Annotated in this window: 18 protein-coding genes; 2 read left to right on the top strand and 16 right to left on the bottom strand. The window is 70.6% G+C overall.

Annotation, left to right across the window (positions count from 1 at the left end):
- Positions 1 to 73 precede the first annotated feature (73 nt).
- The 12 genes from ACZ5PP_RS17425 to sucC all read right to left on the bottom strand — a co-directional run bounded on the left by ACZ5PP_RS17425 (position 74) and on the right by sucC (position 16,403).
- Complete coding sequence (locus ACZ5PP_RS17425) at positions 74 to 4,360, bottom strand: translocation/assembly module TamB domain-containing protein (RefSeq protein ID WP_464826375.1); 4,287 nt, start codon at positions 4,358 to 4,360, stop codon at positions 74 to 76.
- 9 nt (positions 4,361 to 4,369) lie between these two features.
- A complete protein-coding gene (gene trpC, locus ACZ5PP_RS17420) occupies positions 4,370 to 5,170 on the bottom strand; it encodes an indole-3-glycerol phosphate synthase TrpC (protein WP_464826374.1) in 801 nt (266 codons plus the stop codon).
- Positions 5,167 to 6,210, bottom strand: coding sequence for an anthranilate phosphoribosyltransferase (gene trpD, locus ACZ5PP_RS17415; RefSeq protein WP_004322778.1), 1,044 nt, complete (start codon positions 6,208 to 6,210; stop codon positions 5,167 to 5,169). Before trpD ends, trpC begins: the two co-directional genes overlap by 4 nt.
- Positions 6,211 to 6,231: 21 nt before the next feature.
- The gene (locus ACZ5PP_RS17410) at positions 6,232 to 6,819 is read right to left on the bottom strand and encodes an aminodeoxychorismate/anthranilate synthase component II (RefSeq protein ID WP_004322779.1); all 588 of its coding nucleotides are present in this window, start codon (positions 6,817 to 6,819) and stop codon (positions 6,232 to 6,234) included.
- Between the two features lie 85 nt (positions 6,820 to 6,904).
- A complete protein-coding gene (gene trpE, locus ACZ5PP_RS17405; RefSeq protein ID WP_004322780.1) occupies positions 6,905 to 8,377 on the bottom strand; it encodes an anthranilate synthase component I in 1,473 nt (490 codons plus the stop codon).
- Positions 8,378 to 8,690: 313 nt separating this feature from the next.
- A complete protein-coding gene (locus tag ACZ5PP_RS17400) occupies positions 8,691 to 9,371 on the bottom strand; it encodes a phosphoglycolate phosphatase (protein ID WP_040829465.1) in 681 nt (226 codons plus the stop codon).
- Complete coding sequence (gene rpe, locus ACZ5PP_RS17395) at positions 9,368 to 10,063, bottom strand: ribulose-phosphate 3-epimerase (protein WP_004322782.1); 696 nt, start codon at positions 10,061 to 10,063, stop codon at positions 9,368 to 9,370. The genes ACZ5PP_RS17400 and rpe overlap by 4 nt, the downstream gene beginning before the upstream one ends.
- Before the next feature lie 70 nt (positions 10,064 to 10,133).
- Positions 10,134 to 12,479: a GspE/PulE family protein gene (locus ACZ5PP_RS17390; RefSeq protein ID WP_004322783.1), complete on the bottom strand. Its 2,346-nt coding sequence runs from the start codon at positions 12,477 to 12,479 to the stop codon at positions 10,134 to 10,136.
- Between the two features lie 82 nt (positions 12,480 to 12,561).
- On the bottom strand, positions 12,562 to 13,329 hold the full coding sequence (locus tag ACZ5PP_RS17385; protein WP_004322784.1) for a 3',5'-cyclic-nucleotide phosphodiesterase: 768 nt from the start codon (positions 13,327 to 13,329) through the stop codon (positions 12,562 to 12,564).
- Positions 13,330 to 13,443: 114 nt separating this feature from the next.
- Entirely contained in the window at positions 13,444 to 14,190 is a 747-nt protein-coding gene (locus tag ACZ5PP_RS17380; protein ID WP_041589783.1) for an FHA domain-containing protein, read from the bottom strand.
- 146 nt (positions 14,191 to 14,336) lie between these two features.
- On the bottom strand, positions 14,337 to 15,230 hold the full coding sequence (gene sucD, locus ACZ5PP_RS17375) for a succinate--CoA ligase subunit alpha (protein ID WP_464826373.1): 894 nt from the start codon (positions 15,228 to 15,230) through the stop codon (positions 14,337 to 14,339).
- A gap of 12 nt (positions 15,231 to 15,242) precedes the next feature.
- Positions 15,243 to 16,403, bottom strand: coding sequence for an ADP-forming succinate--CoA ligase subunit beta (sucC, locus tag ACZ5PP_RS17370; protein ID WP_004327114.1), 1,161 nt, complete (start codon positions 16,401 to 16,403; stop codon positions 15,243 to 15,245).
- A gap of 412 nt (positions 16,404 to 16,815) precedes the next feature.
- Between sucC and ACZ5PP_RS17365 the strand changes: the two genes are divergently transcribed.
- Entirely contained in the window at positions 16,816 to 18,621 is a 1,806-nt protein-coding gene (locus ACZ5PP_RS17365) for a type IV pilus assembly protein FimV (protein WP_043744346.1), read from the top strand.
- Here ACZ5PP_RS17365 and ACZ5PP_RS17360 read toward each other — a convergent pair.
- Complete coding sequence (locus tag ACZ5PP_RS17360; protein ID WP_004326518.1) at positions 18,618 to 19,367, bottom strand: Nif3-like dinuclear metal center hexameric protein; 750 nt, start codon at positions 19,365 to 19,367, stop codon at positions 18,618 to 18,620. The genes ACZ5PP_RS17365 and ACZ5PP_RS17360 overlap by 4 nt on opposite strands.
- Positions 19,368 to 19,462: 95 nt before the next feature.
- Between ACZ5PP_RS17360 and ACZ5PP_RS17355 the strand changes: the two genes are divergently transcribed.
- Complete coding sequence (locus ACZ5PP_RS17355; protein WP_004326517.1) at positions 19,463 to 20,614, top strand: trypsin-like peptidase domain-containing protein; 1,152 nt, start codon at positions 19,463 to 19,465, stop codon at positions 20,612 to 20,614.
- Between the two features lie 27 nt (positions 20,615 to 20,641).
- On the opposite strand, the gene tatC is transcribed toward ACZ5PP_RS17355, so the two are convergent.
- From tatC to tatA, 3 genes are all read right to left on the bottom strand, one after another.
- Positions 20,642 to 21,439 (bottom strand): twin-arginine translocase subunit TatC, encoded by a 798-nt coding sequence (tatC, locus tag ACZ5PP_RS17350; protein WP_004326515.1) that lies wholly within the window; start codon positions 21,437 to 21,439, stop codon positions 20,642 to 20,644.
- Positions 21,436 to 21,927 carry a Sec-independent protein translocase protein TatB gene (tatB, locus tag ACZ5PP_RS17345; RefSeq protein WP_012584705.1) on the bottom strand — a complete coding sequence of 164 codons (492 nt, stop codon included), beginning with the start codon at positions 21,925 to 21,927 and terminating at the stop codon, positions 21,436 to 21,438. Before tatB ends, tatC begins: the two co-directional genes overlap by 4 nt.
- Positions 21,928 to 22,023: 96 nt before the next feature.
- A complete protein-coding gene (gene tatA, locus ACZ5PP_RS17340; RefSeq protein ID WP_004307332.1) occupies positions 22,024 to 22,260 on the bottom strand; it encodes a Sec-independent protein translocase subunit TatA in 237 nt (78 codons plus the stop codon).
- Between the last annotated feature and the right edge of the window lie 7 nt (positions 22,261 to 22,267).

The raw sequence follows: 22,267 nt of genomic DNA, 5'->3' as shown, positions 1-22,267 counted from the left end.
CGCTCCATCGGGGTTGGTCATGGCATCGGAGAGACCGCACGGGAGGGGAATCATTCCCCGCCCGCCACGCGCCTCAACGGAAGGAGAAGCCGTACTGGAGGTCGAGGGCGGTGTCGGTGCCGCCGCGGGCGATCACCGACAGGCGGCGCGAGACCTGGTAGGTCAGCTTGACCAGGGTGGCGGCCCCGCCCAGGCCCTGCTCGAAGTTGAGGAAAAGGTCCGGCCCGAGGCGCTTGCCCAGGCTCAGCACCTGGCCGGCGACCGAGGGCCCGCCCGAGACCGTCTGACCGCTGCCGAGCACCCGGCTGCTGCGCGTGCGCGTGGTGCTGTTGAGCTCGCCCTGGCCGATCGAGAAGGAGTCGAAGCCGAGGCTGCGCGAGAGCTCCTCGGTCATGCCGCCGCCCGGCCCGCCGAGCAGGGCCGCGGCGGCCGGGAGCAGCAGGCCGAGGTCGGCGCCGGAGCCGGCGTCCGGCGCGCGCCCGAGCACGATCCACGACAGCTTGGTGGGGTCGGGCACCTCGGGATCGGACACCAGCTTGATCTGCGGGCGCTTGGCGCTGCCGGTGATCGCCACCCCGGCCTCCACCTCCAGGCCCTTGCGCAGCGCGACGATGTTGAGTCCGGGCGCGTCGAGCGGGCCCTGGAAGTTGATCAGGCCGCGTTCCAGGGTGAGGTTCTGCCCATAGCCGCGGTAGCCGCCGCCCACGGTCTCGATCGTGCCCACCGCCGACAGCGGCCGCCCCGGCTGCAGGCGGATGCGCAGCCCGCCGGCGAGCCGCGTCTCGAGGCCGAGCGCCGAGAGGTAGAGCGCGTCGCCGAGGCCGACGCTGACATCCGCATTCACCGCGAAGCCGCCGCCCTGCTGCGCCGGTGCGGGCTCACGCCCGAGCACGACGACGTCGTCGGAGAGGCTGGGCGGCAGCGCCTCGGCGAACTCGAGGTAGCCGGCGTCGGCGCGGAACTCCGCGTCCAGCGCCAGCGACTCGAAGGTGCTGCGCGCCGTGCCGCCGCCCGACAGCAGCATCCAGCGGTCGTCGCGCTGCAGCAGCGGCAGGCGGTCGGCGTCGAAGCGGAAATCGCCCGCGCCGCTGTCGAGCGCAAGCTCGCCGCGCGCGGTGAAGCGCCCGGGCGTGGCGGTGAGGCGCTCGAAGGGGATGCGATTCTCGCGCGGACGCACGCGGTTCTCGGAGACGAACTCGAGCCGCTCCAGGCGCACGCGCTCCTGGTCGAAGTCGACATCGAGCTCGCCACCAGCGAGCATCAGGCCCTGGTCGACGAGGGTGAAGCCGAGCTCGCGCCCCTCGATGCGGCCGCTCGCGCGCGGCGACTCGATCGTGCCGCCCACGGTGAAGTCGCCCCGGATGCGCCCGGCGAGCTCGACGCTCTCCTGCGAGAGGCGCCCGAGCCAGGCGAGCGAGGGCATGTCGATCCGCGCCGCGCCGCGGATCGCGGTCGCCGGCGGCACGCTCCACAGGCCGTCGGCACCGCGTCGCGCGCGCAGCCCGGCCTCGCCCTGCACGCTGCCGAGCTCCTTGCCCTGCACGTCGACGGCGAGGTCGATGCGATCGCCGCGCGCGTTCAGCACCGCCTCGAGCTTCTCCAGGCCGAGCCGGGTACGCAGCTCGCCCTCCACGCTGATGTCGCCGGATTCGCGGAACACGCGCGCCTCGCCTTCCAGCGTGCGCCCGACCGCGAGGTCCCAGCGCGCCCCCAGGCTCAGCGGGTCGGCGTTGCGGCGCGGACGGCCGTCGCGGCGCCGGGGTTCGGTCTCGACCACCAGCCCGGCGAGGTCGCCGCGCAGCACGCTCTGCGTCGGCGACCAGGCGGTCTCGAGCAGGCGGATGCGGCCCTTGTCGCCGGCCTCGATCTCGACGCGACCGAGGCGCACGCGATCGGCGCCGAGCTCGAGCGTGGCCGGCGCCTGCAGACGGGCGGGGAAACGTCCGCCGACCTCGAGCGCGGCGAGGCGGCCGCTCCAGCGCGGCGCCTCGCCCGCAGGCAGGCCGCCTTCGAGCGCGAGGCGCAGGGTGTCGGCGACGCCCTCCACTTTCGGTGTGGCGAGGTCGGCGTCGAGGCGGTGGCGCGCGCGCGTGCCGCCGGCCTCGATGCGCGCACTCGCCAGCCAGTCGGGCGGTGGCGCGCCGTCGGCGCCGCGCGCGCGGCTGCCGAGCCGGCTGAGGCCGAGCGCGAGCTCGAAGGGGCCGTCGATGCCGGAATCGAGGCGGACACGGGCGTTCAAGCCCGCCAGGCGCACGTCGCCGGGCAGGGCGAGGTTCTCGCCGAAGAGGTCCAGGCGCCCGTTGGGCGCTTCCAGCGTGCCACCGATGCGGCCCTCGGCGCCGGCGCGCCCGCCGAGCCCGAAGCCGATCGCCGCCAGCGCGGGCGCGTCCAGGCGCAGCGCCAGGCTGTCGCCGGGCGCGCCGAAAGCCCCCTCGGCGCGCAGGGTGTTGCCGGCGATGTTCAGGTCGATCTTCGCCTCGGGCACGCGCAGGCCTTCGACACGCAGGCGGCCCTCGCCGCGCAGCGGGCGCCCGTCGAGGCGGCTGTCGGGGAGGGTGAAGTCGAGCGCGACCGCCTGCGGCAGCCCCTCGGCAGACAGGTCGCCGCGCGCGTCCAGATCGAGGTCGAGGCGAGCGCTCGGCAGCTCGGACCGCAGCGCGCGCGGATCGACGCCGCGCAGGCGGGCCGAGAGGGTGAAGCTGCGTGCCGCTCCGGCGTGCACGGCGGCGGGCAGGTCCGTTGCCGGCGCAGGAACAGGGGGGGCAGCGGCGCCTTCACGAGCGGTTTGCGCCCCCCCCTCGCCGGCGGCGCTCGCAGCGGCCACCGGCGAGGGGGGCGCGGCGGGCACGACGCTCAGGCTGGCGTCGGCGTCGATGCGCGCCGCGCCCACCATGAGGGCCAGCCGCGCCGTCTGGCGCTGCGCGCCGGCCTCGGCATCCACCCGGCCGGCGACGATCTGACGCGGCAGGCGGCCGTCGAGCGCGCGCGTATCGATGCCGGCGAGTTCGAGCGCAGCGACGAACTGGCCGAACCCGGCCTCGGCCGCTGGCGCGGCGGAGGCGGTCGCGTCGGGCAGCGCAGGCGGGTGCCAGGCCACGCGACCGGCGATGGTGCCGCCGCCGGCGAGGCGGAACTCGACGGCGTCGAGGGCGAGCTCGGCGCGCTTCCAGTCGAGTTGCGCCGACAGCGCCTCGAGCGGAATCCCGCCGGCGTCCACCGCAGCCGGGCGGGCGTTGGTGACGCGGATCGGGCCGGCGAGCAGGCCTTCGCCCGCGGCGGGGGCGGCGAGCTCGGCCTCGATGGCGAACTCGCCGCTGGGCGCACCGGCAGCGAAGGCCGCCGGATCGATGCCGCCGGCCTTCAGCCGCAGTTGCCGCAGGGGATCGGCGGCGAAGCTCTCGACCCGGGCCTCGATCTGGGCATGCGCCGCACCCAGCGTGGCCTTGGCCTGCAGGCGCGGTTCGAGCAGGCTGTCGGCCAGCGTCGCCTGCACCGCGACCGCGTGGGTCTCGACCACGCCGTCGAAGCCCGCCTCGCCTGCGAGTGCGAAGGGCGCCACGCCGTCGAGCGCGAGCGCCGCGCGAGCGCGGCCCTGCGGCAGCGCGACGGAGAGGGATTCGAGGCGGTGATGGCGGCCGTCGCTGGAGAGCGCGGCCTCCAGGCGGGAGAACACCAGGCCCTGCTCGGCGGCGACCTCGGTCGCGGCCTCGGCGGCGAGCGCCGGGTCGCTGGCGACGTCGGCGGCGCGATCGAGCGCCTGCGCCGCCTCGCCCGCCGCAGCCGCGACCTCGCCCTGCACCGGCACGGCAGCATCCGCCGAACCCGGTGCGGCGCCGGCGAGCGGCACGGCAAGGTCACCGCCTGCGGGCAGCTCGCGCATCAGGAAGGCGCCGACGGCGAGCCGGCGCAGCGCGATCGCGACCGGCAGCGCCAAGGAGGATGGCGCCGCCAGGGGCGCAGAGGCGGGCGGGTCCTCGGCCACCGCCTGGGCGAGCAGCACGCGACCCGCGGTCAGATGCTCGATATCGACGCGGCGCTGCAGCAGCGCCGCGGGCGTCCACGCGAGCGAGAGAGCGCGCACTTCGAGCTCCAGCCCCGGCCCGCGCCAGGCCAGCCGATCCACGTCGAGACGGCCGAACAGCCGGCCGCGCGCGCCCTCGACCTGCAGCGCGCCGGAAGTGGCCCGTGCGGCGAGGCCGAGCGCGGCGTCGAGGCCGGATTGCGTGCCGGCGAGCCAGGCGCCGCCGCCGCACAGCAGCGCCAGCGGCAGCGCGACGCCCCAGCCGAGCGCGCGCGCCAGCCGGCGCCGGCGTGGCGGCGCGGCGGGCGCGGGCGAGGCGTCGTGGTCGTGCGCGCTCACCCGGGCGCCTCAGCGGCCGAACAGTGCCTGCAGCTCGGCGCCCGGATGCGGCGCACGCATGAAGGCCTCGCCGACCAGGAAGGTGTGCACCGCATTGGCCTGCATCAGGGCGACGTCCTCGGGCTTCAGGATGCCCGACTCGGTGACCACGATGCGGCCCGCCGCGCCGCTGGCGATGCGCGGCAACAGGTCGAGCGTGGTCTGCAGCGAGACCTCGAAGCTGCGCAGGTTGCGGTTGTTGATGCCGATCAGCGGGGTCTCGAGCTGCAGCGCGTGCTCGAGCTCTGCGGCGTCATGCACCTCGACCAGCACTGCCATACCGAGCTCGACCGCGAGCTGCTCCATGTCGCGCATCCGCGCCAGGTCGAGGCAGGCGGCGATCAGCAGGATGGCGTCGGCCCCCATCGCGCGCGCTTCGAAGACCTGGTAGGGATCGACCAGGAAGTCCTTGCGCAGCACCGGCAGGTGGCAGGCGGCGCGTGCAGCCTGGAGGTATTCGGGCGCGCCCTGGAAAAAGCCGCGATCGGTGAGCACCGACAGGCAGGCGGCGCCGGCGCGCTCGTAGTCGGCGGCGATCTCGGCGGGGTGGAAGTCGGGCCGGATCACGCCCTTGGAGGGGCTGGCCTTCTTGATCTCGGCGATCACCGCGGGACGGCGGGCGGCGTGCTTGGCGCGGATCGCGCCGACGAAATCGCGCGCGGGCGGCTGCGCCGCGGCGTCCTCGCGCACCAGACACTGCGGCCGCGCGGCGGCGGCGGCGGCGACCTCCTCGACCTTGACCGCGCAGATCTTCTGCAGGATGTCGCTCATCGGCCGCTCCCGAACTGCCGGGTGAAACGCACGAACTCGTCGAGCTTGGCGCGCGCGGCGCCGCTCTCGATGATCTCGCGCGCACGCAGGATGCCGGCGCCGATGGTGTCGACCAGGTTGGCCGTGTACAGCGCCACGCCGGCGTTGAAGGCGACGATCTCGCGCGCCGGGCCGGGGCGGTTGTCGAGCACGCCAAGCAGCACCTCGCGCGACTCGGCGGCGTCCTCGACGCGCAGCTGGCGGCTGCCCGCCATAGCGAGGCCGAAGTCCTCGGGGTGGATCTCGTACTCGACGACCTTGTTGTCCTTGAGCTCGCCGACCAGGGTGGCACCGCCCAGGCTGACCTCGTCCATGCCGTCCAGGCCATGCACCACCAGCACGTGGTTGGCGCCGAGGCGCTGCATCACGCGCGCCTGGATGCCGACCAGGTCGGGATGGAACACGCCCATCAGCGTGTTGGGCGCGCCGGCCGGGTTGGTGAGCGGGCCGAGGATGTTGAAGATGGTGCGCACACCCATCTCGCGCCGCACCGGGGCGACGTTCTTCATCGCGCTGTGGTGGGCGGGCGCGTACATGAAGCCGATGCCGGTGGCCTCGATGCACTCGGCGACCTGCTGCGGGGTGAGATCCAGGTTGACGCCGAGCGCCTCGATCACGTCGGCCGCGCCCGACTTGGACGACACCCCGCGTCCGCCATGCTTGGCGACGCGCGCGCCGGCGGCCGCGGCGACGAAGATCGTGGTGGTGGAGATGTTGAAGGTGTTGGCGCCGTCGCCACCGGTGCCGACGACGTCGAGGAAGTGGTCGTGCGGCGGCTCGACCACGACCTTGGTGGACATCTCTCGCATCACCGTGGCGGCGGCGGTGATCTCGCCGATGGTCTCCTTCTTGACGCGCAAGCCGGTGAGGATGGCGGCGGTCATCACCGGGGAGATCTCGCCGGCCATGATCTGGCGCATCAGCGAGAGCATCTCGTCGAAGAAGATCTCGCGGTGTTCGATCGTGCGTTGCAGGGCTTGCTGGGCGGTAATCGTGGTCATGGGGCTCTCGCAGCGTTCGTTTCAGGCGGCCGCCGGCTGGCTGGCGCCGCGGTCGAGGAAGTTCTTCAGCAGCGCGTGGCCGCACTCGGTGAGGATGGACTCGGGGTGGAACTGCACGCCCTCGACGTCGAGCGTCCTGTGGCGCACGCCCATGATCTCGCCGTCCTCGGTCCACGCCGTCACTTCCAGACAATCGGGCAGGCTGGCGCGTTCGATCGCCAGCGAATGGTAGCGCGTGCAGGTGAGCGGGTTGGGCAGGCCGCGGAAGACGCCCTGGTCGATGTGATGCACCGGCGAGGTCTTGCCGTGCATGAGGCGCTTCGCGTGCACGACGCGCCCGCCGAAGGCCTCGCCGATGCTCTGGTGGCCGAGGCAGACGCCCAGGATGGGGAGCTTGCCGGCGAAGGCCTTGATCGCCGCCACCGAGATGCCGGCCTGGGCCGGGGAGCACGGCCCGGGCGAGATGACGAGATGTTCGGGCGCGAGGCGGCCGATCTGCTCGAGGGTGATCTCGTCGTTGCGGTACACCTTGACCTTGGCGCCGAGTTCGCCGAAGTACTGCACGAGGTTGTAGGTGAAGCTGTCGTAGTTGTCGATCATCAGCAGCATGGTCTTTCCCTTCGCGAAGCCGCGCGCCGCGCGGGCATCGCCAGTATCGAGGCGTGGTGGACGGAGAACGGCGCAGGCGCCGCGCTCAGAAGCGGGTGTCGAGTCCGCCTTCGGCCATCTCGGCGGCGCGCAGCATCGCGCGCGCCTTGCTCTGGGTCTCGTTCCACTCGGCGTCGGGGTCGGAGTCGGCGACGATGCCGGCGCCGGCCTGGACGTGGATCTGGCCGTCCTTCACCACCGCGGTACGGATCGCGATCGCCAGGTCCATGTCGCCATGGAAGCCGAGGTAGCCCACCGCGCCGGCGTAGATGCCACGCTTGACCGGCTCGAGCTCGTCGATGATCTCCATCGCGCGCACCTTGGGCGCGCCCGACACGGTGCCCGCGGGGAAGGTGGCGCGCAGCACGGCGAGCGCGTCGAGGCCCTCGCGCAGCTTGCCCTCGACGTTGGAGACGATGTGCATCACGTGCGAGTAGCGCTCGACGGTGAAGCGCTCGGTGACCCTGACCGTGCCGACCTCGGAGACGCGGCCGGCGTCGTTGCGGCCGAGGTCGAGCAGTTGCACGTGCTCGGCGATCTCCTTCTGATCGGCGAGCAGTTCCTGTTCGAGCGCAAGGTCCTCGGCCGGGGTGGCGCCGCGCTTGCGGGTGCCGGCGATCGGACGCACGGTGACGACGTCGTCCTCGAGCCGGGTGAGGATCTCGGGCGAGGCGCCGACGACGTGGAAGTCCTCGAGGTTGAAGTAGAACAGGTAGGGCGAGGGGTTGAGCGAGCGGATCGCGCGGTACAGCGCCATCGGGCTGGCGGCGTAGGGCTTGCTCATGCGCTGCGACAGCACGACCTGCATGAGGTCGCCGTCGACGATGTACTGCTTGGCGCGGCGCACCGCGTCCTTGAAGGCTTCCTCGCCGAAGCTCGACACCGGCTCGGCGGACTCGCCGCGGAACTCCTCGGGGATCGCCACCGCCTCGCGCAGGCGGGCGAGGAGCTCGCGCAGGCGCCTCTGCGCGCGCTTGTACGCGCCCGGCACCTCGGGCTCGGCATAGACGACGAGGGTGAGCTTGCCACTGAGGTTGTCGACGATCGCGACCTCTTCCGACAGCAGCAGCAGGATGTCGGGCGTGCCGACGGTGTCGGCTTTCTCGGTCTTGGCCAGGCGCGGCTCGATGTAGCGCACGGTGTCGTAGCCGAAACAGCCCACCAGACCGCCGGCGAAGCGCGGCAGGTGCTGGCGCGGCGGCACCTTGATGCGGTTCATGAACTCGGCGACGAAGTTGAGCGGGTCGCCGTAGTCGCGACGCTCGACCAGGCGGTTGCCGGTGAGCAGCAGGGCGGAGCGGCCATAGACCTCGATGCGGGTGGGCGAGGACAGGCCGATGAAGGAATAGCGCCCGAAGCGCTCGCCGCCCTGCACCGATTCGAGCAGGTAGGTGTAGGGCTCGTTGGCGAGCTTCAGGTAGATGGAGAGCGGGGTGTCGAGGTCGGCGAAGGTCTCGAGGGTGAGCGGGATGCGGTTGTAGCCCTCGGCGGCGAGGGCGTTGAATTCGTGTTCGAGCATGGGGGCTCCACGTGGGACGGATCGATCGGAAGGGCTTGCAGCGGGCGGGGAAGGCGTCGCGCAGCGTGCGCGGCGGGCCCCGCAGGGGGAGGTCGCGTTCAGTGGCCCAAAGGCCAACGCCAGCCGCCGCGCCAGTCGGGCTGGGCGGAGGACGAGGCGGAGAACAGGCGATCCCGGGGTGCGAGCATCACGATGAAGTCGTTGGTGGAGAGACGGACGAGGGCGGATGAAAGGGCGCCGGCGCAGCCACTGGACCTTGCGAGCCCGCAGCGGGATTGCGAGGGATTGCGCCGCCCCTGCCGCCGGTTTGCGCCTATGCAGGACCGATATGGTCCAGCACTTCGAGTGCGTTCGATAGTAGCCCATCGCATTCGATGCTGTCCACCGGCATGCCTTCGCTGTAGCCGTAACGCACCAGCAGCACCGGCATGCCCGCGTCGCGCGCGGCGAAGGCGTCGTTGGCCGAGTCGCCGACCATCAGCGCCTGCCGGGCGGCCACGCCGAGGCGCGCGCAGGCCAGGTGCAGCATCGCCGGGTCGGGTTTCTTGACCGGCAAGGTGTCGCCGCTGACCACGGCGTCGAAATAGTGCGCAATCGCCATGCGCTCGAGCAACGGCAGCGTGAAGGCCTCGGCCTTGTTGGTGACCACCGCCAGCGGCAGCCCGTGTCCGCGCAGGCGCTCGAGCAGTTCGCCGACCCCGGGGTAGATGCGCGTGCGCGCGCCGTTGACCACAGCATAGTGGCGGCGGAACACGGCCACGGCGGAGTCGATCTCGTCCTCATCGGCGTGCGTGCCCTCGGTGAGGCAGCGCCGCACCAGGTTGGGAATGCCCTTGCCGACGAAGCTGTGGATCTCCTCCAGGCTGCGCGCCGGGCGGGCGAGCTCGGCGAGCATGAGGTTGGCGGCGTCGGCGAGGTCGGCGATGGTGTCGAGCAGGGTGCCGTCGAGGTCGAACAGCACCGCGCGCGGCGCGAAGCGCGCGTCCATCCTCATGCCTGCACCGCGGCGAGCTCGGCGCGCAGCGCACCCAGGATCGAGTCGTAGCGGTGCGGATCGGCGGCCTTCGCGGCACCGAATACCGCGGAGCCGGCGACGAAGGTGTCGGCTCCGGCGCGGGCAATCGCGGCGATGTTGTCGGTCTTCACCCCGCCGTCGATCTCGAGCAGGATGCGGCGACCGCTGCGCGCCTCGTAGGCGTCCAGCCTGGCACGCGCGGCGCGCAGCTTGTTGAGGGTCTCGGGGATGAACTTCTGCCCGCCGAAGCCGGGGTTGACGCTCATCAGCAGCACCACGTCGAGCTTGTCCATGACGTGGTCCATCCAGTCGAGCGGTGTGGCCGGGTTGAACACCAGGCCGGCCTGACAGCCGGCGTCGCGGATCAGCCCGAGCGTGCGGTCGACGTGCTCGGAGGCCTCGGGGTGGAAGGTGATGACGTTGGCGCCGGCCTTGGCGAAGTCGGGCACGATGCGATCGACCGGCTTCACCATCAGGTGCACGTCGATCGGCGCCGAGGTGTGCGGGCGGATGGCCTCGCACACCAGCGGGCCGATGGTGAGGTTGGGGACGTAGTGGTTGTCCATCACGTCGAAGTGAATCCAGTCGGCGCCGGCGGCGATGACGTCGCGGACCTCCTCGCCGAGGCGGGCGAAGTCGGCGGACAGCAGGCTGGGGGCGATGCGGTACATGGTGGGCTCCGGTGCGGGTGGCAGCGCGGATTCTAACCCGCGCCCCGCCGATCGGCCGCCCCTGCCGCGCTCAGCGCACGCAGACCTTGCGCACCTGCTTCATGTCGGTGATGCCGGCGAGCACCTTCTCGATGCCGTCCTGGCGCAGCGTGCGCATGCCTTCGGCGAGCGCCTGGCCGAGGATCTGGTCGACGCGGCCGCGCGACTGGATCTGGCGCTTGATCGCGTCGGAGCCGAGCATCAGCTCGTGCAGGCCTACCCGCCCCTTGTAGCCCTGGTTGCAGTGCTCGCAGCCGACCGCGCGGTAGAGCCTGAAGCCGCCGTCCTTGTCGCCGAAGGCCTCGCGCCAGCGCCCCAGCACGCGCTCGCGGGCGGTCTTCGGGTCGGCGGCGAAGTCCGGGGTCAGGTGCATGTCCTCGCAATATTCGTCGAGCAGGCTGGCGAGCTCGTCCTCGCCGACGCGGTAGGGTACCCGGCACTTCAGGCACAGGCGCTTGGCCAGGCGCTGGGCGAGCACGCCGAGCAGCGCGTCGGCGAAGTTGAACGGGTCCATGCCCATGTCGAGCAGGCGCACGACCGATTCGGGCGCGCTGTTGGTGTGCAGGGTCGAGAACACCAGGTGGCCGGTCAGCGAGGCCTCGATGCCGACCGAGACGGTCTCGTGGTCGCGCATCTCGCCGACCATGATCACGTCCGGGTCGGCGCGCAGGAAGGCGCGCATCATGGTGGCGAAGTCGATGCCGGCCTTGCGGTTGACCTGCACCTGGCGCAGGCCCTTCTGGGTGATCTCGACCGGGTCCTCGACCGTCCAGATCTTGGTATCCGGGGTGTTGATGTAGCTCAGGATGGAGTGCAGCGTGGTGGTCTTGCCCGAGCCGGTGGGGCCGCACACGAAGAAGATGCCGTAGGGCTTGGCGATCGCGCTCTTGAGGCGCTCGAGATTGAAGGGCAGCAGGCCGAGCTGGTCGATCGGGATCGGCTCGCTGTGCGCGAGCAGGCGCATCACCACGTCCTCCATGCCGCCCTGGGTGGGCAGCGTGGCCACGCGCAGCTCCAGGTCGACCGGGGCGAACTTGCGGAAGCGGATCTTGCCGTCCTGCGGCTTGCGGCGCTCGGAGATGTCGAGGTCGCACATGATCTTGATGCGGGTGACGAGCGGGTTGCGGTAGCTTGCCGGGATCTCGATGTAGGGCACCAGCGAGCCGTCCTTGCGGAAGCGGATCTGGGTCTTCTCCTTGCCCGGGCGGGGCTCGATGTGGATGTCGGAGGCGCCCTGGCGATAGGCGTCGATGATGATCTTGTTGACCAGCTTGACGAGCTCGTTGTCGGCGGCGGCGTTGACCTCGTCCCGGAGCGAGAGGGCGTCCTCCTCGTGATCGTCGAGACCGGACAGCAGGTCCGAGACCGAGGCGTCGTCCAGGGTCACACCGAAGAACTGCTCGACCGTCAGCTCGAAGTCGCGCTGGGTGGTGACGCGGTAGGTCAGCCGCTTCTTCGGCAGCACGTTCTGCGCCACGCCCGAGCTGCGCACCTGCTCGGGGTCGACGCACAGGATCACCACGCCCTCGGGGTTCTCCTCCCAGGGCAGCCACAGGCTGCGCTCGACGAACTCGCGCTTGATGTTGCGCAGCAGGTCCATCGGCTTGACGTGGTTGGCGACGAAGGGCTGATAGGGCACGCCGAAATAGCGCGAGGCCGCTGCGCCGAGTTCGGCGTGGCTGAGGCCGAGCTGCTCGATCAGCAGGTTCTCGGTGCCCGCCCCGCTCTCGCGCGCCTCGCGGGTGGCGTCGGCGAACTCCTCGGCGGTGATGCGGCCATCGACCACCAGCGCCTCGAAGCGCGAACGCAGGCGCCCGGCCTGGCGGTTGTGGCGCAGGAAGGCGACGCCGAGCGTCTGTGCGAGCCCCATCAGCCCCTCCTCGGTCATCTTGGAGAAGGGTTCGCGGTTGAGCGTGTTGATGAGCTGCACGACCCCGAGCAGGCTGCCGGTGTCGGGATCGCGGATGGGCGCGACCAGCATCTGGCGCGAGTGGAAGCCGGTGCTGGCGTCGACCTCGCGGCGCAGCGCGAGGTGCGGCGAGATGCGGCGCAGCTCCTCGTCGTCGTACACGTCGCGGATATTGACCAGTTGGCCGCTGAGCGCGACGAAGCCGGCGATGCTGTTCTCGCCGATCGGCAGGCGGATGCTCTGCACCCCGCTCAGCCCGGTCTTGACCCGGGTGACGATCGAGGCCCCGCCCTCCTCCAGCGCGTAGATGGTGAAGCGCTCGGCCTCGAACAGCGAGCACAGCTCGGGCGCGAGCTCGAGCATGATCTCGTCGGTGTCCTTGCTCGCATGGATGCGGTTGGTCAGCGTCTGCAAGCCCTTGAAGAAGGCGAGACGGTGCGTGACGGCGCTGGACACGGAGGTGTTCATGAGGATTCCTCGGGATGGAGACGCCCGGGGGCGAGCGGTGGCATGCAAGGTAGCGGATTCCGCGCCGCGCCCGGTACCCGCATCAGAACTCCAGGAGGTCGCCGCGACCGAGTGCGCGCAGCGGTCGTCCGGGCGCGCAGGCCCCGAGCTGGTCGATGATGCGCTGCCCGACGCCCGGCTTGAGGTGGCTGATGTGGATCTCGGGCGTGCCGCGGATCTCGTCGAGCACCGCGCGCGCCATGCTCGGGCAGAGGTGGCGCGAAGCCACGGCGAGCCCGTGCTGTTCCTCGGCGAAGGCGGTCTCGAGGATGAGGTGGCGCAGTTGCGGACAGTCGTTGATCGCCTCGATCAGCTCGGGACAGTAGGCGGTATCTCCGGAAAACACCAGCTGCCCGTGCGCACTGTCGAGCCGGTAGGCCACCGCGGGGACGGTATGGCGGGCAGGCAGCGCGGTGATGCCGCGCCCGCCGCAATCGCGGCGCTCGCCGACGTGGATCGGATGGAAGCGCATGAAGGGCTGGTGGTGGTCGGGAATCGCGGAAAAATCGGGCCACACCAGCCAGTTGAAGATGTGCGAGTGCAGGATGCGGATGGTCTCGGGCGTCGCATGCACCTGCACCGGCGCCTGGCGCAGTTCGCCCACCGAGTCGATCATCAGCGGCAGCGCGGCGATGTGGTCGAGGTGCGCATGGGTGAGGAAGACGTGGTCGATCCGCGCCAGCTCGTCCAGCGTCAGGTCGCCGACGCCCGTCCCGCAGTCGATCAGGATGTCGTCGTCGAGCAGGAACGAGGTGGTGCGCGGTTGCGCCCCGCCGATTCCGCCGCTGCACCCCAGCACCTTGAGCTTCATGGCCTCCGTCATCCGCGTCCGCGGCGGCCGGAGGCCACCGTGCAAACCCATGCGAAACCTTAGCACCGACCGCGCGCCGGCCGCGCGGGAGAATGTCACGCCCTCCCCGGCCCCTCAGGCGCGCAGGAAGAACTCCATCTTGACGCCCGCGATCTCGATGATGTCGTGGTCGCGCAGGGGACGCGCCTGGGCGTCGATCGCCCTGCCGTTGACGAGCGGAAAACTCGCCCCCTCGACGTGGGTGATGAAGTAGCCGTGCGGGCGGCGCGTGATCACCGCGACCTGGCGCCCCGGCTTGCCGAGCGTGGTGAGCGACTTGGTGAGCGGCAGCTCGCGCCCGGCGTTGGCGCCACTGAGCACCTGGATCACACCCTGCCCCTCGCCCGCCGCGGAGGCGGCGGTGGCGGCCGCGGCCGCGGTGCCGGCCTGGCGCGCGGCGGCGGAGAGGATCTGCGTGTCGCTCGGCGCCGGCGCCCCCGGCGGAAGCACCGTCTCGGTCGTGGCGCGCGGCATCTCGAAGGCCTTGTAGGCCGCGGTCTCGATCATCTCGGACGGCGCCAGCCCGGGCTTGGCATCGTCCACGATGTACTTGATGCGGTACTTGCCGAGCTCGATGACGTCGTTGTTGCGCAGCACGTTCTTCTTGACCGGCTGGCCGTTGAGGTAGGTGCCGTTGGTGCTGTTCTGGTCCTCGAGGAAGGCGTCGTTGGTGATGCAGGTGATCACCGCGTGATGGCCGCTGATCGCGAGATTATCGATCTGGATGTCGTTGTCCGGCTTGCGCCCGATGGTGGTGCGCTCCTTGACGAGCGCCATTTCCTTGAGCACCAGCCCGTCCATGCTGAGAACCAACTTCGGCATGCCCATACCCGTCTGTAAGTGGAACGGCCGGCGCGCCTGCGCCGCCTGCGAGGAATCCTCCGCCCATTCTAGCGCGCGCACCGCGCCGGTTAACAAAAAAGGGCGCCGGAAAATCCGGCGCCCCTTGCCATGCCCCGGGGGACGGCTTACAGCATCGCCTTGAGCAGCTTGCCCATCTCGGACGGGTTGCGCGTGACCTTGAAGCCGCACTCTTCCATGATGGCGAGCTTGGCGTCGGCGGTGCCGGCGCCGCCGGAGATCAGCGCGCCGGCGTGGCCCATGCGCTTGCCGGCCGGCGCGGTGACGCCGGCGATGAAGCCGACGATCGGCTTCTTCATGTTGGCCTTGCACCACTGCGCGGCTTCGGCTTCGTCCGGACCGCCGATCTCGCCGATCATGATCACCGCGTCGGTGTCCGGATCGTCGTTGAACATGCGCATCACGTCGATGTGCTTGAGGCCGTTGATCGGGTCGCCGCCGATGCCGACCGCCGAGGACTGACCGAGGCCGATCTCGGTGAGCTGGGCGACGGCTTCATAAGTCAGCGTGCCGGAGCGCGAGACCACGCCGATGCGGCCCTTGCGGTGGATGTGGCCGGGCATGATGCCGATCTTGATCTCGTCGGGCGTGATCAGGCCGGGGCAGTTGGGACCGAGCAGCAGGGTTTCCTTGCCGCCGGCGGCGACCTTCTGCTTCATCCTGTTGCGCACGACCAGCATGTCGCGGACCGGGATGCCCTCGGTGATGCAGATCGCCAGGTCGAGGTCGGCCTCGCAGGCCTCCCAGATCGCGGCGGCCGCGCCGGCGGGCGGCACGTAGATCACCGAGACGGTGGCGCCGGTGGCGTCCTTGGCATCCTTGACCGAGCCGTAGATCGGCACGTCGAGGATCTTCTCGCCGGCCTTCTTCGGGTTCACGCCGGCGACGAAGCAGTTCTTGCCGTTGGCGTACTCGATGCACTTCTCGGTGTGGAACTGGCCGGTCTTGCCGGTAATCCCCTGGGTGATGACCTTGGTGTCTTTGTTGATCAGGATGGACATTCGAAGTGCTCCTTACTTGACCGCAGCGACGATCTTGGTCGCGGCTTCCGCCATCGTGTCGGCGGCGATGATCGGCAGGCCCGAATCGGCGAGGATCTTCTTGCCGAGGTCTTCGTTGGTGCCCTTCATGCGCACCACGAGGGGGACGGAGAGGTTCACTTCGCGGGCCGCGGCGACCACGCCGGTGGCGATGGTGTCGCAGCGCATGATGCCGCCGAAGATGTTGACCAGGATGCCCTTGACCTGGGGGTTCTTGAGCATGATCTTGAAAGCTTCGGTGACCTTCTCGGTGGTCGCGCCGCCGCCGACGTCGAGGAAGTTGGCCGGCTCGGCGCCGAACAGCTTGATCGTGTCCATGGTGGCCATCGCCAGGCCGGCGCCGTTCACCAGGCAGCCGATGTTGCCGTCGAGGCTGATGTAGGCGAGGTCGTACTTGGAGGCTTCGATCTCGTCGGCATCCTCTTCGTCGAAGTCGCGGAAATCGACGATCTCCGGGTGACGGTAGAGGGCGTTGGAGTCGAAGTTGAACTTCGCGTCGAGCGCCTTGATGTTGCCGTTGCCCTCGAGGATCAGCGGGTTGATTTCCGCCAGCGAGGCATCGGTCTCCATGTAGCAGGTGTAGAGCTTCTTGAAGGCGTCGACCGCCTTGGCGACCGAGCCTTCGGGCACGCCGATGCCCTTGGCAAGCTCGGTGGCCTGCGCGTCGGTGAGACCGACGAGCGGATCGACGAAGACCTTGATGATCTTCTCGGGGGTGTTGTGGGCGACTTCCTCGATGTCCATGCCGCCTTCGGAGGAGGCCATCATGGCGACCGTCTGGGTGGCACGATCGGTCAGCGCCGCGACGTAGTATTCGTGCTTGATGTCGGCGCCTTCCTCGATCAGCAGGTTGCGCACCTTTTGGCCTTCGGGGCCGGTCTGGTGGGTCACGAGCTGCATGCCGAGGATGTCGTTGGCGTGCTGGCGCACTTCGTCGAGCGAGCGGGCGAGCTTGACGCCGCCGCCCTTGCCGCGGCCGCCGGCGTGGATCTGGGCCTTGACCACCCAGATCTTGCCGCCGAGTTCCTCGGCCGCCTTCACGGCAGCGTCCACCGATACGCAGTGGAAACCGCGCGGCGTGACGACGCCGTACTTCCTCAACAGTTCTTTTGCCTGATACTCATGAATTTTCATGGTTGCCCTTCGATCGAAGCCGCGACGGCAGCCGCCGCCGCGGACAGGTTGATGGCATGCTTCGGAGCGATCGCTCCACGACCGGCGCCGTCTCCCTCGACCGTCGCCCGCCGCACTGGAATCGGGACCCCCCGACCCGACCCGCGGACCGGGCGCGCACGCCGCGGTCGCAAGACCCCATAATTATAACTGGTTTTGCGCGGTGCACAGCCATGCGCCGGCAGCCGCACCGGGCCCGCTCCACCCGCATCCCGCACCGTGCCGGCTGCCGTGTGGCGGAAGCATCCGGGAACGCTGAATACGTCACACCTGCAACAAAACACGGTCGCATTGCGGCACGAGTCGCTGGAATGCCTACGGCGAGTCTGCTAAAACTCGGCAATCATTCGATCCACCGCCGGACGCGCGGAATATGAACAACAACAGCATGCCGCTCGCAATCGCAGTCGCAATCGCCCTCGCCTCGCTCGGCACCGCCCCTCCCGCGGCGGCGGTGGCGCTCGGCGAGGTCGCCGCACTCTCCGCGATGGGGGAGAGCTTCCGCGCGGAGATCCGCCTGCCGGACGGAAAACCTGCCGATGCCGAATGCTTTCGCGTCGCCCCCCTCTCCGGTGGAGAGTTTCCGGCCTTGCGCCAGGGCCGTATCGCCGTCAGCGGCAGCGGTGCCGAAGCGCGCCTGGTGGTGCGGGACGCCGCCCGCGTCAACGAGCCGGTGCTGAAGCTGGCGATCGAGAACGTGTGCGAGGCGCGCCTGCGGCGCGAGTACACGCTGCTGATGCCCTTCGCACCCGGCGCCCGCCTGCCGGCGGCTGCGGTGGCAGCCGCCGCGCCACCCCCGGCCGCCCGCGCGCCCGCGCGGACACCGCGCACGGCACCGCCCGCGCAGGCGAAGGCGGCGCCGAAACCACGCGCGCGCACCCTCGGCACGAGCGGCGACGAATCGCTCGTCACCCTGGCGTCGTCGCTGTACCCGGACGACCCCGCCGCGCAGGCGCGCTTCATCGAGGCGACCGCCGCGGCAAACCCGAAGCTGTTCGCCGACGCCGCCGCACTCACCCGCGTCCTGCCCGCAGGCACGGCGCTGCGCCTGCCCGACCTGCGCCCCGCCGCGCCGCAGTCCGAAGCGGCACCGGCACCGGTTGTCGCCCAGGGACCCGACCGGCTCGTCGTGGACAAGACCGTCGCCACGCGGAGCACGGGCGGGACCACGGCGGCGCATGGCGACGCCCCCCCGCGCAATCACGCGGAGCGCGAGCGCGCGCTTGCCGCGGCGATCGACCGCAGCATCATCGCCGAGATGGAGCTGCTCGCCCGCATCAAGGAGCTCGAGGAAATCCAGGCCGGGCTGAAGGAGCGCCTGCTCAGGATGCAGGCCGTCCCCGCCGTCGCAACCGCCCCGGCCGTCGCAGTCCCCGCCTCGCCTCCGCCGCGGACCGAGCCGGTCACCCCCGCCGAAAAGCGCCCTGCGCTCGCGGCCGAGAACGCCTGGGGCCGCGACGCCTACCTGTTCGGCGGACTCGGGTTTGCCGCCTTGGCCCTCGTCGCGCTGTTGCGCCGCTCGCGGCGTCCGACGCCGGCAGCGCCGTCCAGTCGGCCGACGGACACCGCCACCGCAACAACGCTCGGCAGCGCGGAGTCCCGCAAGGGCCGCGCGCGGGCCGAAGAGACCGGCTTAGGCTTCGGCGTCGGCACCGTCGACACTCGCCTCGAGTGGCCGGCGGGGACGGCAACCGAGACCATCCAGGAGCACAAGTCCGCGGTCGAGCTCGCCGACATCATGATGAGCTTCGGCCGCGTCCGCGGCGCAGCCGAGACGCTCGCCGAGTTCATCCGCGGCAATCCGCGCGAAGCGGTCTCGCCCTGGCTCAAGCTGCTCGAGGTCTACCGGGCAGCGGGCCTGCGCGACGAGTTCAACGCGATCGCCGGGGAGCTCAACAAGACCTTCAACGTCACCACGGTCAACTGGCAGAGCTACGACGCGCTGCGGGCGTCGAAGATGAGCCTGGAGGACCTGCCGCACATCTGCGAGGCCCTGCAGAAGACATGGCGCACCGCCGCCTGCCAGCGCCACCTGCAGCAGCTGCTGCGCGACAACCGCAACGGCACCCGCGCCGGCTTCCCGTTCTCGGTGATCGACGAGATCCTCACCCTCACCGCCATCCTCGAGGAAGACTTGGGCCCCTGCCCGCCGGCCGCGGACGAGCCCCCCCGGCGCTAGACCGGGTTATCGAGGTCGACGAAGCTCGCCTCCAGCCCGAGCACCTCGTTCAGGTAGTGCGCCATGGCGCGTGCGCCGTAGCGCTCGGTGGCGTGGTGGCCGGCGGCGATGTAGGGCACACCCGACTCGCGCGCCAGATGGACCGTGGGCTCGGAGATCTCGCCCGACACGTAGAGCTCGGCCCCGGCCAGGATCGCCTGCTCGAAAAAGCCCTGCGCACCGCCGGTGCACCAGGCGATCCGGCGCACCGGACGCTCGCCGTCACCGACCAGCAGCGGCTCGCGCCCGAGCCGCAGGGCAAGCGCGCGCGCGATCTCGTCAGCACGCTCGCCCTCCCGCGCCGGCCGGCCGATCCAGCCCAGCTCCTGGTCGGCGAAGCGCGCCGTCCCCTGCCAGCCCATCAGGCGCGCGAGTTGCGCGTTGTTGCCGAGCTCCGGATGCACGTCGAGCGGCAGATGGTAGGCGAACAGGCTGATGTCGTTGGCGAGCAGGGTATGCAGGCGCCGACGCCGGAAGCCGGTCACGCGACCGTCGTCGCCCTTCCAGAACAAGCCATGGTGAACGAAGACGGCGTCATACGCCCCCGTTGCTGCAAGGTCGAGCAGGGCCTGGCTGGCAGTCACTCCGCACAGCACGCGCCGGACCTCCGCGCGTCCTTCCACTTGCAGGCCGTTTGGGCAATAATCCTTCAGCCGTGAAGCGTCGAGCAGGGTGTCGAGATGACCCCCGAGTTCGGTGAGCTGCATGCGTCCTCCTTCATCCTTGCTTCGCGCGTGGCTCCTCGACCGGAGAACGCTCCGGCCGGCCGGGCGCGACCCCCTCTTCTTTGAAGCCCGACATTATGCGCCGCTTGTGGCTCATCTTCGCGCAGGCGGTGACCGTCAGCGTCGCCGTGCTGTTCGTGCTCAACACCCTCAAGCCGGAATGGCTGCGCAAGGCCACGCCCGCGGCGGTGGTGGCGATCCTCGAGGCACCTGCGGGCAGCGAGCGTTCGCCGGCGGCAGGCTCCTACGCCCCGGCTGCACAGCGTTCGATGCCGGCGGTAGTGCACATCTTCACCAGCAAGGGCGGTCGCGGCCAGCGCCACCCGCTGCTCGACGACCCGCTGTTCCGCCACTTCTTCGGGGAGCGCCCGGACAGCGCACCGAGCGAATCCGGCCTCGGCTCGGGCGTCATCGTCAGCCCCGACGGCTACGTACTCACCAACAACCACGTCATTGAGACCGCCGACGCGATCGAGGTCGCGCTCAACGACGGCCGCAAGTTCGCCGCCCGCCTGGTCGGGCGCGACCCCGAGACCGACCTCGCGGTGCTGCGCATCGACGGCGCCGAGGCGCTTCCGGCGATCACCTTCCCGGCCGCCGACAGCCTCGCGGTGGGCGACGTGGTGCTGGCGATCGGCAACCCCTTCGGCGTCGGCCAGACGGTCACCATGGGCATCGTCTCGGCGCTCGGTCGCAGCCAGCTCGGCATCAACACCTTCGAGAACTACATCCAGACCGACGCCGCGATCAACCCGGGCAACTCGGGTGGCGCGCTGGTCGACAGCGCGGGCAGCCTGGTCGGCATCAACACGGCGATCTACTCGCGCTCGGGCGGTTCGCTCGGCATCGGCTTCGCAATCCCGGTCTCGATCGCGCGCGACGTGCTCGAGCAGATCGTCGCCACCGGCGAGGTCGTGCGCGGCTGGGTGGGCGTGGAGATCCAGGACCTCACACCCGAACTGGCCGCCTCGTTCGGCTATCGCGACGCCGGCGGCGCGCTCATCGCCGGCGTACTGCGCGGCAGCCCGGCAGATCGGGCGGGCGTGCGTCCGGGCGACGTCCTGGTCGCGCTCGACGGCGAGAGCGTGCGCGACCCGCGCGCGATGCTCGACATGGTCGCGGCGCTCTCACCCGGCAAGCGTGCGGTGTTCAGGGTGCGGCGCGGCGCCGAGGCGCTCGACCTCGAGGTGGAAGTGGGCCGCCGCCCGATCCCGCCCGCCGCGCGCTGAGGCACCGACCGACGCGGCCCGCGGCACTCAGCGGGGCTCGCCCTCGCCATCCGCAGCAGCCGGCCCGGCGAGCTGCTGTACCGTCTCGCCGGCGGCCTCCTGCTGAGGGGAAGGCCTGGACAGCATGCCCGCGAGCACGATGCCAAGCTCGTAGAGCAGGCACATCGGCACGGCCAGCATGAACTGCGAGACCACATCCGGCGGGGTGACGATGGCGGCGACCACAAAGGCGCCGACGATCACGTAAGGGCGCGACTCGCGCAGCTTGGCGACATCGACGATGCCGGCCTTGACCATCAGGATCACCGCCACCGGCACCTCGAAGGTGATGCCGAAGGCGATGAACATCGACATCACGAAGGACAGGTACTGCTCGATGTCCGGCGCCGGGACGATGCTCTTGGGAGCGAATTCGGCGATGAACTTGAACACCGTGCCGAACACGAAGAAATAGCAGAAGGCCATGCCGAGCAGGAAAAGCAGCGTGCTGCCGAGCACCAGCGGCAGGGCGAGGCGCTTCTCGTGCGCGTACAGCCCGGGCGCGATGAAGGCCCAGGCCTGGTAGAGCACCCAGGGCAGCGCGAACACGAAGGCGACCATCATCGTCACCTTGACCGGGACGAAGAAGGGCGTCACCACGCCGGTGGCGATCATGTTGGTACCCGCAGGCAGCGTGTCCATCATCGGCTTGGCGAGGATGTCGTAGATCGCGCCCGCCCACGGCATCAGGCAGACGAAGACGATCACGATCGCGAGCAGCGCGCGGATCAGGCGGTCGCGCAGCTCGATCAGGTGGGCGATGAAGGTTTCCTGTTGTTCGCTCATGCCTTGACCTTGTCAGCTCCAGGCGCGGTGCGGGGCGTGCTATCCAGCCCAAGCTCGAGTTGCGGGGCGGGACGGGCGGGCGTCGCATCCGCTCCGGCCGGCGCGGGCGCTGCCGCCGGATTCGCGACGGGCGTCGGAGCGCCGGCCGGCGCGGGCGCCGCGGTGCCCGACGCGGAGGCAGGCGACTCGGGGAGGATGGAGCGCACCTCGGCGACCGTCTCGCCGATTCCCGACTCGACCCCGGCGACACCGGTGCGCACCGAGGTCTCGAGTTCCTGCGCCTGGTGCCGCACCTGTTCCTGCAGCTTCTTGAGTTCCTCGAGCTGCATCTCGCGCTGGATGTCGGACTTGACGTCGGAGACGTAGCGTTGCACGCGCCCGAGCAGGTGCCCGGCGGTGCGCGCGACCTTGGGCAGGCGCTCCGGCCCGACCACGATCAGCATCACGATGCCGATCACCACGAGTTCCGAAAAGCCGAAATCGAACATGTGTGCTCGCTCGAGACAGGGGCCGCCACCGGCCCGCCGTAAAACGAAGGGGCGCTCCGGTCAGGGCGCCCCCGATGCTGGTTCGAGACGCGAGGCTCAGGACCGGTTCTGGTCGACCTTCTCGCGCGCCTCGCCCTCGATCGTCTGGCCCTGGGCGAGCTTCTGCTGGGAGGCGTCGCCCGCTCCGGCCGAATCACCCTCCTTCATGCCTTCCTTGAAGCCCTTCACCGCACCACCGAGGTCGGAACCGATGTTGCGCAGCTTCTTGGTGCCGAACACCAGAAGGACGATGACCAGCACGATCAGCCAGTGCCAGATGCTGAAAGAACCCATACCGCTC

This window comes from Thauera sp. DNT-1, assembly GCF_055393985.1.
The sequence above is the reverse complement of the archived record's forward strand: the minus strand, read 5'-3'. Positions and strand labels throughout refer to the sequence as shown.

What these genes read in the sequence shown, in the direction of transcription:
- tatA (WP_004307332.1), bottom strand. Translation starts at nt 22,260, where the DNA reads ATGGGTTCTTTCAGCATCTGGCACTGGCTGATCGTGCTGGTCATCGTC.
- ACZ5PP_RS17385 (WP_004322784.1), bottom strand. Translation starts at nt 13,329, where the DNA reads ATGAAGCTCAAGGTGCTGGGGTGCAGCGGCGGAATCGGCGGGGCGCAA.
- rpe (WP_004322782.1), bottom strand. Translation starts at nt 10,063, where the DNA reads ATGTACCGCATCGCCCCCAGCCTGCTGTCCGCCGACTTCGCCCGCCTC.
- tatB (WP_012584705.1), bottom strand. Translation starts at nt 21,927, where the DNA reads ATGTTCGATTTCGGCTTTTCGGAACTCGTGGTGATCGGCATCGTGATG.
- ACZ5PP_RS17365 (WP_043744346.1), top strand. Translation starts at nt 16,816, where the DNA reads ATGAACAACAACAGCATGCCGCTCGCAATCGCAGTCGCAATCGCCCTC.
- ACZ5PP_RS17380 (WP_041589783.1), bottom strand. Translation starts at nt 14,190, where the DNA reads ATGCCGAAGTTGGTTCTCAGCATGGACGGGCTGGTGCTCAAGGAAATG.
- ACZ5PP_RS17360 (WP_004326518.1), bottom strand. Translation starts at nt 19,367, where the DNA reads ATGCAGCTCACCGAACTCGGGGGTCATCTCGACACCCTGCTCGACGCT.
- sucC (WP_004327114.1), bottom strand. Translation starts at nt 16,403, where the DNA reads ATGAAAATTCATGAGTATCAGGCAAAAGAACTGTTGAGGAAGTACGGC.
- trpC (WP_464826374.1), bottom strand. Translation starts at nt 5,170, where the DNA reads ATGAGCGACATCCTGCAGAAGATCTGCGCGGTCAAGGTCGAGGAGGTC.
- ACZ5PP_RS17390 (WP_004322783.1), bottom strand. Translation starts at nt 12,479, where the DNA reads ATGAACACCTCCGTGTCCAGCGCCGTCACGCACCGTCTCGCCTTCTTC.
- sucD (WP_464826373.1), bottom strand. Translation starts at nt 15,230, where the DNA reads ATGTCCATCCTGATCAACAAAGACACCAAGGTCATCACCCAGGGGATT.
- trpE (WP_004322780.1), bottom strand. Translation starts at nt 8,377, where the DNA reads ATGCTCGAACACGAATTCAACGCCCTCGCCGCCGAGGGCTACAACCGC.
- trpD (WP_004322778.1), bottom strand. Translation starts at nt 6,210, where the DNA reads ATGACCACGATTACCGCCCAGCAAGCCCTGCAACGCACGATCGAACAC.
- ACZ5PP_RS17400 (WP_040829465.1), bottom strand. Translation starts at nt 9,371, where the DNA reads ATGAGGATGGACGCGCGCTTCGCGCCGCGCGCGGTGCTGTTCGACCTC.
- tatC (WP_004326515.1), bottom strand. Translation starts at nt 21,439, where the DNA reads ATGAGCGAACAACAGGAAACCTTCATCGCCCACCTGATCGAGCTGCGC.
- ACZ5PP_RS17410 (WP_004322779.1), bottom strand. Translation starts at nt 6,819, where the DNA reads ATGCTGCTGATGATCGACAACTACGACAGCTTCACCTACAACCTCGTG.
- ACZ5PP_RS17355 (WP_004326517.1), top strand. Translation starts at nt 19,463, where the DNA reads ATGCGCCGCTTGTGGCTCATCTTCGCGCAGGCGGTGACCGTCAGCGTC.